The following is a 12756-nucleotide window of genomic DNA, read 5'->3' on the forward strand; positions in this document are numbered from 1 at the left end:
TGCCGATTGTTCTTGTATCCCGATAAAAATTTAAATTAGAAATTATGAAAATTGGCATTGCAGCGGACCACGGAGGCTTTGAATTAAAAAATCAAATGGCGGATTATTTAAGGGAGGCTGGTCACGAGGTCATCGATTTCGGAGCCGAAAGCTACGATGCCAATGATGATTTTCCGGACTTTGTGATCCCGCTCAGCCGGGCCGTGGGCCGGGAAGAAGTGGAGCGCGGACTGGCAATTTGCGGGAGTGGGGTAGGCGCTTCCATCGCCGCGAATAAGGTTCGGAACGTACGGGCTGCACTGATCACTGAAACCTACTCCGCCCACCAGGGTGTAGAACACGACAACCTCAACATGATCTGTCTGGGCGGCCGGGTGATCGGGATCGAACTGGCCAAGGCGATTATCGATGCATTTGTTGGCGCCGATTATGAAGGTAAAGAACGGCAACTGCGCCGCATGGGCAAGGTGGCCGAACTGGAAAAAGACTGGGAATCGTAATGACATGAGCGTAAAGTGCCGCGATAGCGGATCGGACCTGTAAAGCTCTACAGAAATCATCCTCCGGATGTTGTACTCTCCAATCAATAACTATACGTCTTATCACTGAGATTTTATTTTTCAAGTAGACTCTAGACCTATGTTATTGAGATATTGCTATTGTTTTTTACTATTCATTCTATTGGGGTGCGTTGGAACGACTGATCCGTCGGATTGGACGGGTGTAGATACGGTGGCCGAAGTCTGGGAGGTTTATCCCGAAAGGATCCGATCACTGTTTGCCGCTTTGGATACCGACCGGGATGAGCTGGCAGCCGTACAACAACAACTCAGTGAAGGAGACACCCTTGCCGCCGCCGAATCGCTGGTCGCCTATTTCCGGCAATTAGACCGCGATTGGGTAGCGGGAGCTTTAGATCCCATGTCGCAGGCGGAAGCATTTCCAATAGCCCTGACGATGCTGGCCGATTCGGTAAGCATCCACGAAGTGAAGGACCGGATTCCCCGGAACGAAGACGGTGGCTGGCAATGGGATCATACCGGACCCGAGCAGGATGCCGAATTCGCCTATTCCTTGAATACCCAATCTTACCTACCGGCCTTATATATTTATTTTGCGAGTATTGAAGATGCGGAAAGTGTGGCACTATTCGACCGCATCGTCAAGGATTGGGTGGTGCACCATCCTCTTCCGGCCGAGGGCGATTCCATCTATCTGGTATTGCAGACTCCTTCCAATATAGATTACCGGGATATCGGAGAAATGGAATGGCGAACGCTGGATACCGGCCGTCGCCTGGGTTCGGCCTGGCCGCAGTTGTTTTACGCCTTTCAGGGAGTAGATGCGTTTAGCCCGGCGACCCGACTACTGATGCTGTCCAGTATGGCGGAGCAGGCGGCTTACCTGCGCCAGTACCACAAAAGCGGCCATAACTGGACGACCATGGAAATGAACGGTCTGGCGCTGGTTGGACTCGGTTTTCCGGAATTTCGTTCATCCGAAGATTGGGTGGATTACGCGCTGGGAGTAATGTCCGAAGAGATCAACCGGCAGGTATATCCGGACGGCATCCAAACGGAAGTGTCTACCAAAACCCAGTGGGTGGCGCTGCGGCGCTTTGAGACTATTGCTGTCAATCTGGGTAAGGCCGGGCGGGAGGTGTCCGATCAGTATATCAAGCGACTGGAAGAGATGTACAACTATCTGGCCTACGGAATGCGTCCGGACGGCAACCAGCCGCTCAACAATGATTCGGATCTGGAGGACCTGCGCCCCCGCGTGCTTACCGCGGCGGAAAAATTTGCACGGACTGACTGGGTTTACATCGCTACAAATGGGGAAAAGGGCGTCCGACCGGAGGTCGGGCCAACACTTACTTTCCCCTGGGCGGGAATTCACATTATGCGCAACGGCTGGGATGCAAAGGCACACTGGTCGCTCTTCGATACGGGCCCCTACGGCACCGGCCATCAACACCGCGATAAACTGCACCTGTCGGTCACCGCCTTCGGCAAAGACCTGCTGGTGGATGGCGGACGGTATACCCACCGGGATTATTTCAGTTTTGACCCAACGATGTGGCGGGGATATTTCCGCAGTTCATTTTCTCACAATACCATACTGGTAGACGGGAACGGACAAAATGCGGGTGCGCTGCGGGCCGATGCTGCACTTGAATCTGGTACAGATTACATTCACCGGGCGGATCTCGATTACGCCGCGGGAAGTTTCGAGCAAGGTTACGAAAATGTGGAAGGCACGGCGGTGCATAGCCGCTCGGTGCTGTACCTGCGGGATCAATACTGGATCGTATTGGATAAGTTTGCCACCGATCGTCCCCGCGATCTGCAGGTCTTGTGGCACTATGCACCCAGCTGCGAAGTTGTACTGGAAGATCTGCAGGCCGTATCTACCAATGCCGATGGAGCTAATCTGCGGATCGTTCCCGCCGGTAAGGAGAACTGGGCCCCGAAAATTATCAAAGGGCAGGAAAAACCCCATATCCAGGGATGGTATAGTGCCAACTATGGCGAAAAAGTGCCCAATCCGACGCTCGTTTATTCCACAAGTATTGAGCAATCTGCTACATTTGCCTGGGTTTTGGTACCGAAAGACGGTCTGGTAGGGGCTGTAGATGCGAAAATCGAGGAAAAGGCCGAAGTAGTAGTGATCACCGTGACCGAAGCGGGTCACGATCCGGTCGTAATCACCCTGCCCAGAGATAAAGATCTGGATCGACTCAACGTAAGCGGGCAGTGACCTGTTATCAGTAGTCAGTTGTTACATTGACCGATAAGATTACATCAATAGCAATTTCAATGGCAATAACAATCACAATACCTTCCTGCCACTGAAATCGGTGTTGAGATTGATATTAAAACACACATCATGGATACGAACAAATTCGACTTTGGAATGGTGGGCCTCGGGGTAATGGGCCGCAATTTTTTATTGAATGTCGCCGACCACGGTTTTTCGGCCCTGGGCCTGGACCTGGACGCTGAAAAAGCGAAAGCACTCGATGAGGAAGGGGCCGGACGTACGGTAAAGGGGACGACCTCCACGGAAGAATTTGTAGCCGGTCTGAAAACCCCGCGACGGATCATGCTCCTGGTGCCGGCCGGTAAAGTGGTAGATTCGGTGATCAACAGCCTGCTGCCGCACCTGGATCAGGGTGATATGATCATCGATGGTGGGAATTCTCACTTCCCCGATACCGAACGCCGCAATAAAGAACTCCAGGAAAAAGGCTTCTACTTCGTCGGAGCCGGGGTATCGGGCGGTGCAGAAGGCGCCCGCCGCGGACCGAGTATTATGCCGGGTGGAAATCCTAAAGCTTACGAACACATCCGGCCGGTGCTGGAAGCCGTTGCCGCCAAAGTCAATGGAGAACCCTGTGTGGCCCATATGGGCCGCGGTGCCGCCGGCCACTATGTGAAAATGGTGCACAATGGCATAGAATACGGTTTGATGCAACTTATAGCCGAGGCGTACGACCTGTTGAAAAAATTAGGTGGACTGACCAACGAAGAGTTGCACCGCACTTTTGCCCGCTGGAACGAAGGACGCCTGCAGTCCTTCCTGATCGAGATCACCGCAGCCATCTTTGCGCAAAAAGATGATCTGACTGACGGTGATCTGGTGGATGGCATTCTGGATAAGGCCAAGCAAAAAGGCACCGGCAAATGGACTTCCCAAAATGCGATGGACCTGGGTATTCCCATTCCAACCATCGATGCGGCGGTGACCATGCGTGGCCTATCGGCTCTGAAGGACGAACGTTCCCGGGCTGCTGCCCACTATCCTTCCGATCGGAAGATCAAAAGTGTAGAAAAAGGGACCATCGTCAGTGAGGTGGAGCAGGCACTTTACTTTGCCTTTATCATCACTTACGCCCAGGGTTTGAGTCTGCTGGATGATGCCTCCAAAGAGCACGATTATGGTTGCGATATGGAAGCCATTGCCCGTATCTGGCGGGGTGGCTGTATCATCCGGGCGGCTTTGCTGGAAGATATCCGCAAGGTATACCGGGCTCAGCCGGATCTGACCAATATGCTGTTGTCCAATGAATTCAAGGACGAACTGGCCGCCACCGAAGAGGCTACCCGCAGTGTATTGAAAAAAGCTATCGATGCGGGTATTCCGACGCTGACCTTATCTTCTACGCTTAATTATTTTGATGCTTATCGCAGTGAGCGCCTGCCGTTGAATTTAGTGCAGGCCCAGCGGGATTTCTTCGGCTCCCATACCTACGAGCGGCTCGACCGGGAAGGTATTTTTCACACGGAGTGGGGGAGTTGATGATATGATTTGTTGATGATGCGATTATTTGATTTTGGATCAATGATTATTAGGTAATGGCTTATTCTGCTCTGGATCTACGCGACACAATAGTTGCCCTGGCTACACCGCCGGGTGTGGGGGCAATTGGGGTGATCCGCCTGTCGGGCCCGAAGGCGATCGAAATTGTGAATGGTGTTTTCCCTGGAAAGGATTTGCTGCAACAGAAGAGCCATACCGTGCATTTCGGGACTATTCGGGGTGAAGGAGAAAGGATCATTGATGAGGTACTCGTTACTCTCTTCGTCGCTCCGACTTCCTATACCGGAGAAAATGTAGTAGAGGTTTCCTGCCACGGTTCTAACTACATCATTCAGGAACTGATTCGTTTATTCATTAAAAAAGGCGCCCGCCTGGCGCAGGCCGGTGAATTTACCCTGCGGGCTTTTCTGAACGGACGGATGGATCTCAGTCAGGCCGAAGCCGTTGCCGATCTCATTGCTTCGGATTCGGAGCGCTCCCACGATCTGGCGCTGCAGCAAATGCGGGGCGGTATTTCGCAGGAAATTGCCGAACTCCGGCAGCAACTCATCGATTTCGCCAGCCTCATCGAACTGGAACTGGATTTCGCGGAGGAAGATGTCGAATTCGCCAACCGCGGTGAATTGCGGGTACTAGTTGAAAAGATCCAGCGCCTAATCCGCCAACTCCTCGATTCCTTCCGACTGGGGAACGCCATCAAACAGGGCGTCACCACGGTCATTGCCGGTAGACCCAATGCTGGGAAAAGCACCCTGCTCAACGCTCTGCTCAACGAAGAACGGGCCATCGTCAGCGAGATCGCCGGCACTACCCGTGACACCATTGAAGAAGTGCTCAATATCGACGGCGTCCTGTTCCGTATCGTCGATACAGCCGGCATCCGCGATGCCCAGGATCAGATCGAAGCGATCGGGGTGGAAAAAACCCTGGAAAAAGTACGTCAGAGCAGCCTGCTCATCTACGTTTTCGACGTCATCCGCACCTCACCCGAAGAAGTCCGCACCGATCTGGACCGGCTGATCCACAGCAATGTCTATCCCGTTGTTGTTGCCAATAAAATGGATCTGAATCCCTACACCAAACGCGAACATTATTTTCCCGCCAGCGAAGCACGCTTTGCCGACCTTCAGTGGGTGCCTATCGTCGCCAAAGAGAGTATGAATATCCCTCACCTCAAAGAAGTCCTCTACCAGGCCGTACTTTCCGAAAAAGTGGGCTCTGACGAAACCATCATCAGCAACGCCCGCCACTTTGAGGCCTTAGAGAAGGCCTACACTAGCCTCACCGACGTCCTCAACGGAATGAATCAACAGATCACCTCGGATTTTATCGCTATGGATATCCGGCGGGCATTGTCTTATCTCGGGGAAATTACCGGGGAGGTGAGTACGGATGATTTGTTGGGGAATATTTTTAGCAGGTTTTGTATTGGGAAGTAGATTGGTGAAATTGCCAGTGCTCGCCAGTACGATTTGTGATGTTACTCAATTATAAAAAACACGATTTTATCATTTGTGTCATGTCGTTAGATTATTATAGAAAATAAGTTCTCAAAATTTAGATGTGTCTGCACGGTTGTAAAGAAATCTCTTTTTCAAAGATTAAAATTTTTCTATTATATTTCATCTTTATGCATAAAGTTCCTGTGGTCCAAAATTCAATGTTTATTGAAAGCATAATGATTGCTCTTATGGCGAACTTCTATTATGCTAGTTTGATGGATATTCCATAATTACATTCACAATGAAGCTAAGGATTAAAATTGCAGGTTAAAAATTATTGCTAATTGTAAAGCCAAGTTACCTATTATTTATGGAAGTAACGACCTCAGTAAGCACCTTCGATTGGGAAGATATTCTTGACGCACTGCAAGAAGAAAAATGTATTCTATTTCTCGGGCCAGGAGTTTTCCGTACTACTGATGGAAGAATGTTAGAAAGTCAGCTTTACGAAGAATTAGAAGTAAATCACCCGGAACATCCTTACATTCGGACATTTTACGAAGACGATGGTTTTTTTCTTTTCAGAGAAGATCATTTTAAGCGAAAAGTGATTAGGCGAATCAGACGTTTTTTTCAGGAACCACTAATTTTGGCAGATGAAGTACTTGCTAAAATAGCCCGGATTCCATTTCATATCATCTTTACTTTGACTCCTGATGGATTGTTAGCACGGACCTTTGACCAGTTACGATTGCCTTACCAACATGACTTCTATAATAAAAATCAAAAACCTCAGGAGTTTATACAACCCAGTGCTAAACGTCCATTAATTTACAACATGCTAGGATATATTGAGGAGTACGATAGCTTAGTACTTACTCACAATGATCTATTCGATTATCTGAATTCTATTTTTGCAGGGAAAAGTATGCAACCGGAATTGAGGCAACAACTTAAACAGGCCCATAGCTATATTTTCCTAGGACTCCAATACGAAAAATGGTATTTACAATTGTTGTTGCGCGTCCTTTCATTACACGCTCCGGAACTGGTCCGTCTCGAACGCTACGCTAGCCATCCAACAATAAAGATGAAACAGCAGCTTAAAAGGCTTTTTGAACAAGAATTTAATATCGAATTCGTTCCTAACAATCCAATTGGATTTATCAATGAACTACATATGCATTGCAATGCAAAAGGTTTATTACGAATTCTACCGGAAGTGGAATTTTCTAATACGAATTTTCGTGACAAGATACGTAAGGTAAGATCCTTAATCGCAGAAAATAAAATATTGCCAGCTATTGTAAGCTTGAAGGAAATCTTAGAGTCACATGGACCTAAATGTAATCACTTGCGTGATGAACTAATTCTACAAGAACGCAATTTTCGACATCTGAATCAAAAAATAATTGGTAGAATGGCCTCCGAGCAGGATCGTATCGAATTAAACCAAGTTCTATTTGCCCTGATTAGCCTTATTTCTCAAACCGAAAACTGCTTGGGCTCATGAAAAACCGCTACCCTGGAGCACGGCCGTTTACAACTGATCAACAGAATATCTTTTTTGGCCGAAGAGAAGACATTATACTACTTACCCGATTTATTGAATTAGAGCAATTAGTTGTAATCTATGGTAAATCTGGATTGGGGAAAAGTTCTTTAATTAATGCAGGATTAATGCCTATGCTCTCTGCATCGAGTATTTACCAACCACTAATCATCCGATTTGGAGCCTGGACTGAAAGGAGTGTTGTTTCACCTAATGAGGTAGTCTCACGATTTTTGCGTGAAAATCGTTCGAATAATACTATACTGGACAAGATTATTCCTATTGAAGGGTCATTATGGTATCACGCTAAGTCTAGGATGCTAAATGTCACAGCGGAACAATTAGTCCTATTCTTTGACCAGTTCGAGGAGCTATTTAGTTATCCAGAACCACAGGTGCAGGATTTTCAGAAACAAATGGCCGAATTGCTACGAGCTCGCCTGCCGCAGCGTTACGAACAAATGCTAGAAGTGATGGCGCTGCAGGATAACAAATTATTAACGGAGGAAGAAGAGTTACGTATACTTAAACCACTTAGGATCAAAGCTGTCATTGCAATTCGGTCCGACCGCATGCACTTACTAGATCGCCTTTCTAGTTATTTGCCTGCTATACTAAGAAATAACTACGAATTACGGGCACTTAGTCCAGAGTCTGCTAGAGAGGCCATCTTATTACCTGCAGCCGAATTAGGGGATTTTATTAGCCCTCCTTTTTCATATACAGAACTAGCAATGAATCAAATATTGAATTTTCTCAAAGATGATGTCGGAAGAGTTGAGGGAATTCAATTACAAATCTTGTGTCAGGCATTTGAAGAAAAGGTAAGTCGGGAATTTTTAAATGAATTGGATATTCAGGATATAGGAAATCTTAAGCAAATAATTGCCCATTATTATCACGATAAAATAGCTTCAGTAGGTAGCAAATTTGAGCAGCTAGCTGCTCGTAGGCTGATTGAAGAAGGATTAGTATTAGAAGAAGAGCAACAAAGACTAACATTACATGAAGGACAAATAACAGCCCTTTTTAGAGTACCACCTGGCCTTCTTCAAAAACTTGTGGACAGTCATTTGTTGCGTATGGAGCCAGCACCACGAGGTGGCTATACTTATGAATTAAGCCACGATACACTTGTGAATCCAGTATTAGAGTCTAAACAAAAGAGACGAGATGAAGAAAAGAGAGTAGCTGAAGCTAAGGCACTGAAAGCGCAAATGCAAAGATTAGAGGAAGAAGAAAGGAAGAGAAGAAGTGCGTGGTTGTTTGCAACATTCGCAGGAACACTAGCTTTATTAGCACTAGCAGCTTTGCTTTGGGCATTGCGTCAGAAGAAAAATGCGGAAGTAGCAGAAGAAAAAGCCCTAATTTCCCAAACAGAAAGTGATCAAAGAAGAGAAGAAGCAGAAAAGGAAAAAGAAAGAGCAGATGGCCTCTCTATTACTGCAACTTTACAAAGAGATAGTGCCCGGCAGGCCTCCAAACGAGCTAGTCAGGAAAAACGACGGGCAGATAGACAAGCGCTCCGCGCACAATTAGCACTTATTGATGTAAAAAGAACTTCCTCCTTAATAGTTGATAATTTAATAGAAGATGCTGTTGCAGAGATCTTTCGTTTGGATTATGAAACAGCACTTGAAAAATTATATGATGCAACTAAAATGCATGTGCGAGAAAAGTCGGCAGACATAACGGACCAATTGCTAGAAATGGCATATGTGTTTGCAGAATCTGGAAAATTTGATCGAGCTTGGAATATTCTTGATTCAACTCTAAATCTTTCTGAAAGCCATAGTCTATCTTCTTTAAGTGGAATAGATACGTTGAATTGGTTCAGGAATCAGATTAATCGTTTTAAACCAGAGCGATTTGCAGAATTGGAAAGGCGTTATTACCCACAAATGGTTAAAGTAAAAGGTGGTATTTTCTGTTTAGGATTATTGGACGGAGATTGTGATACCTCAAAATATTCATTGGTTACAGTAAACGATTTCTTGATCGCGCGTACAGAAACTACGGCTTGGCAATTTTCTTTATTTGTTGAAGCTACAGGATATCAAATGGAAAAGCCTACTTGGGGAAAATCAGGTAATAATCCGGTAGTAAATGTTAGCTGGTATGATGCTGTAGCGTATGCGAATTGGTTAAGTAAGCAAAGGAGTTTAAAAACGATTTACGGATTAGACAGTATCCCTCAGGACCCTAACGATCTTAATAAGGAGGAGATTGATTGGAATCTTTTACCTAATTGGTCTGCCAATGGATTCCGACTTCCAACAGAAATTGAATGGGAATATGCCTCTAGAGGTGGTATTATGCAAGATTCCTTTAAATACAGTGGAAGCGATTCGTTGGGATTGGTGGGATGGTATAACGGTAATAGTGATAATGTTTTTGGAGTTTATCGAACCCATCCAGTTGGTGAAAAGCTACCTAATTCATTGGGAATATTTGACATGAGTGGCAATGTCCTAGAATGGTGTTGGGGGTGGAGTGAGGCTTACCCTACTGGAGAAATAAACGCTTTTGTTAATTTGGAAAGTGGATTATATCGCATCCTGCGTGGAGGTTCTTGGGGCGACGATAATTATTTCTGTGGAGTGCTAACTCGCTCTGGAGATGTTCCAGATCTTCGACGCGATGCTTATGGCTTCCGTGTTTCTCAAAGTTTACGCTATAGCAATTAAAACGTTTAATCAGAATTTTATGGCTGAAGAAAAATCGGTGGTAATAAATATGTGAGGATAAGGGCAAAAAAATCTGGCAAACGTAAGAGGTAATTATTTTTGAAGCGACGAAACTTTAAAAAGAAGATCTGATGTCCGAGTTGCCAAATAAAGATAGCCAAGAATGGCAAGATTTACTATGGCAAGCAAAATAACAAGTGTAAAAGACTATAGTCGGCAGTTTGTGCTCAACAATAATCATCAAATCATGCAAGATCGACGTGAGATGATCAAGAAAGCGCTGAGCGAGCAGATCAATTTACTAGGTGTATATCGACGAGTATCCCTGATTGTTTTTCGCTATAAAATGTATTACATCCAAAATAATGTATTAATTTCAAGGGATCAACCCTTATTTCGGATCTTTTAATGGGCATGGATTGGGGTTAAGTCTTCTTTAAGATTACCGGAAATAGTGAAAGATACATTAAGGATGTTTGAAATCCCAAACAGCTTTAGCGTTCTTATAGTTCCTTGAGTGGTTATAGCCGGACGTCCTTCGATAAAGAGATCGATAAAATCTGGATACCATTGGATTTCTTTCATAGCGTTTTCGAGAACCAGGGTACCGGTGCGATCCGGTGCTTTAATAGATTCTTGCCAGTTCATATTTTATTTTCCTGGCAGAGGCCTTAAAAATTTCTCTCAGATCAATTCCCAGGAATCATTATCATTAATGGCAAATGAGTGGGTTGCTATTTGACCGTCGACCATTATAGTGCGGGTAAACTAGGAAAGTTAGTAATCGTCGATATTATCTATTTCGACAATTGGATTTTGGGCAATCATTCTTTCTTTAGTATCCGCGATCTAACCAGCGTCTTCTATACCTTCAGCAATTTCCTTCCTTCTTTGTTCCAAATCATCCTTTGGAAATTCCAGTGGGAGAATTTTCTCTCGAGATCTTCAAATTTTTTCCAGTACGGTATAGTAATGTTTTTCATATGTGATTTGGAGTGTGATTTATTGCTAGTAATTATTTCTGGTAAAGAAAGGACTAATAAACATAAGGCTGTACCTCAAGTTAAAATAAGAATACCAACGTGCACAAAAAATTAAAAAAATCGTGCATGTTCTCAAGATATGCACAAAAATCAGGCTATTTTATGCATATCCTGTAGATAATATGAACGATGCTGGGTAACAGCCGCAGAGAATAGATCTGGATACGGTGTGGATATTGCCATAATTCGCAAAATCAAGTCGCGTCTTGGCAGAGTTGAAAGGAGAGAAGAAGACCATTCCCAATGAAGCCATACCGCTCAACACTTATGGAATACAGGAAACAAAAGGCTTTTCCTGAAACTTTTCGATATCGATAATCCCATCATCCTCACCGAACAGCACCCCCCCAAATCCAGTTTTTAAAATAAGACCATTTATATCCTCCAATGCTTAAAAAGATAGTACTAGCCGTATTTTTTGCAATCCTATTCTTTATTGCTTTTTGCTACCTGTCCGTTTCGGGTACAAAAGCAACGGTTTCCCAGTGCGTTATTCCGGAGGCCGAAGACCTTTCCGCCATTGATTTCAAAAGCCATGATTCGGTGTTGGTAGCGGCTTCGCACCTCTACCAGGGCAATCCGTTCAAAAATGTGATGCAGGGTGATCATTACCGGCAGGCCTGGAGCCAGCCGATCAAAGTGCCCGTGCTGTGGCTGGACGATCCCGCTATTGATCTGGATGTGGTGGATGTAGGAGGAGGGACACAGACCCGTTCTTTAAAAGTAGAAGATCCGGAGGGTACGCTTTATACCCTTAGGAGTGTTAATAAAGATCCCAGTAAATATGTGCCGGAATTTCTGCGTCAGCTCGGACTGGAAAACATCGTTATCGACGGTATTTCCGCCCAGCATCCGTACGGTGCCATTGTAGCAGCGGCGCTGGCCGAAGATGCCGGGGTATTGCACACGCATCCGCGGGTCGTTTTTGTACCGCAGCAAGACCGCCTGGATACTTTGAATACCGCTTACGGCAACCGGCTTTTCCTCCTGGAATACGAAACGGAGGGCGAGCGAAACTGGACCCGCATACCGGAAGTAGATCAGATCGTGGAGATTGACGACCTGGTAGAACTTAAAATGGAATTGCGGGAACGCCTTCAGATCGATAAACCGGCGCTGGTGCGGGCCCGCCTGCTGGACTTTCTGATCGGAGACTGGGACCGCCACAACAAACAATGGGGCTGGGCCCTGAAAAAAGACAGCTCCGTACTAACGGCCATTCCCATTGCCGGTGACCGGGATAATGCCTTTTACAAGGTTAGCGGGATCATCCCCAGTATTATCACTTATAAAAGCGTTACTCCCAATTTGCGTCCTTTCGAGGAAAACATTGACTACCTGGAAGGCCTGGTGAAAAAGATGGATACGTATTTCTTACTGAATACGGATGAAACGGTATTTGTAGGAGAAGCGACTCACTTGCAGCAGATTTTGACCGACGAAAAAATTGAAGCTGCACTCAGAAAATGGCCGATTGAACTGTACCAACTGGACGGAGAAGCCATTAAGCAAAAAATAATCGCCCGTAGAAATCATCTGATTGACTACGCCAAACAATTCAAGCAGCTCATCGATAGCCGAAGTTTCAATACGGAAAAATTGTCCGCTATCGACGATATGGAGCTGCCGGATGCGCTGATCGCCTGTTTTGAATGCCAAACCAGCGACCTGCCCTATAAAACCGCCTTTCGTCCCTGACCGGTAAATCT

Annotated in this window: 8 protein-coding genes; 7 read left to right on the plus strand and 1 reads right to left on the minus strand. The window is 45.8% G+C overall.

The features are described from left to right. Positions 1-44 precede the first annotated feature (44 nt). The 6 genes from CRP01_RS15950 to CRP01_RS42990 all read left to right on the plus strand — a co-directional run bounded on the left by CRP01_RS15950 (position 45) and on the right by CRP01_RS42990 (position 10004). Positions 45-500 (plus strand): RpiB/LacA/LacB family sugar-phosphate isomerase, encoded by a 456-nt coding sequence (locus CRP01_RS15950; protein WP_099151067.1) that lies wholly within the window; start codon positions 45-47, stop codon positions 498-500. Between the two features lie 139 nt (positions 501-639). Further along, complete coding sequence (locus CRP01_RS15955) at positions 640-2760, plus strand: alginate lyase family protein (RefSeq protein WP_099151068.1); 2121 nt, start codon at positions 640-642, stop codon at positions 2758-2760. A gap of 129 nt (positions 2761-2889) precedes the next feature. Beyond that, the gene (gene gndA / locus CRP01_RS15960) at positions 2890-4302 is read left to right on the plus strand and encodes an NADP-dependent phosphogluconate dehydrogenase (protein WP_099151069.1); all 1413 of its coding nucleotides are present in this window, start codon (positions 2890-2892) and stop codon (positions 4300-4302) included. Between the two features lie 56 nt (positions 4303-4358). Next, entirely contained in the window at positions 4359-5762 is a 1404-nt protein-coding gene (mnmE, locus tag CRP01_RS15965; protein WP_099151070.1) for a tRNA uridine-5-carboxymethylaminomethyl(34) synthesis GTPase MnmE, read from the plus strand. Between the two features lie 373 nt (positions 5763-6135). Beyond that, positions 6136-7278 carry an SIR2 family protein gene (locus CRP01_RS15970; RefSeq protein WP_099151071.1) on the plus strand — a complete coding sequence of 381 codons (1143 nt, stop codon included), beginning with the start codon at positions 6136-6138 and terminating at the stop codon, positions 7276-7278. Then, complete coding sequence (locus CRP01_RS42990) at positions 7275-10004, plus strand: SUMF1/EgtB/PvdO family nonheme iron enzyme (RefSeq protein WP_099151072.1); 2730 nt, start codon at positions 7275-7277, stop codon at positions 10002-10004. The genes CRP01_RS15970 and CRP01_RS42990 overlap by 4 nt, the downstream gene beginning before the upstream one ends. Before the next feature lie 405 nt (positions 10005-10409). On the opposite strand, the gene CRP01_RS15985 is transcribed toward CRP01_RS42990, so the two are convergent. Beyond that, positions 10410-10652: a beta/alpha barrel domain-containing protein gene (locus CRP01_RS15985; RefSeq protein WP_099151074.1), complete on the minus strand. Its 243-nt coding sequence runs from the start codon at positions 10650-10652 to the stop codon at positions 10410-10412. 782 nt (positions 10653-11434) lie between these two features. On the opposite strand from CRP01_RS15985, the gene CRP01_RS15995 reads away from it, so the two are divergent. Beyond that, entirely contained in the window at positions 11435-12745 is a 1311-nt protein-coding gene (locus tag CRP01_RS15995; RefSeq protein ID WP_099151076.1) for a hypothetical protein, read from the plus strand. Positions 12746-12756: the final 11 nt, after the last annotated feature.

The sequence above is a fragment of the Flavilitoribacter nigricans DSM 23189 = NBRC 102662 genome, assembly GCF_002646595.1.
In the GTDB taxonomy this organism is placed as follows: domain Bacteria; phylum Bacteroidota; class Bacteroidia; order Chitinophagales; family Saprospiraceae; genus Flavilitoribacter; species Flavilitoribacter nigricans.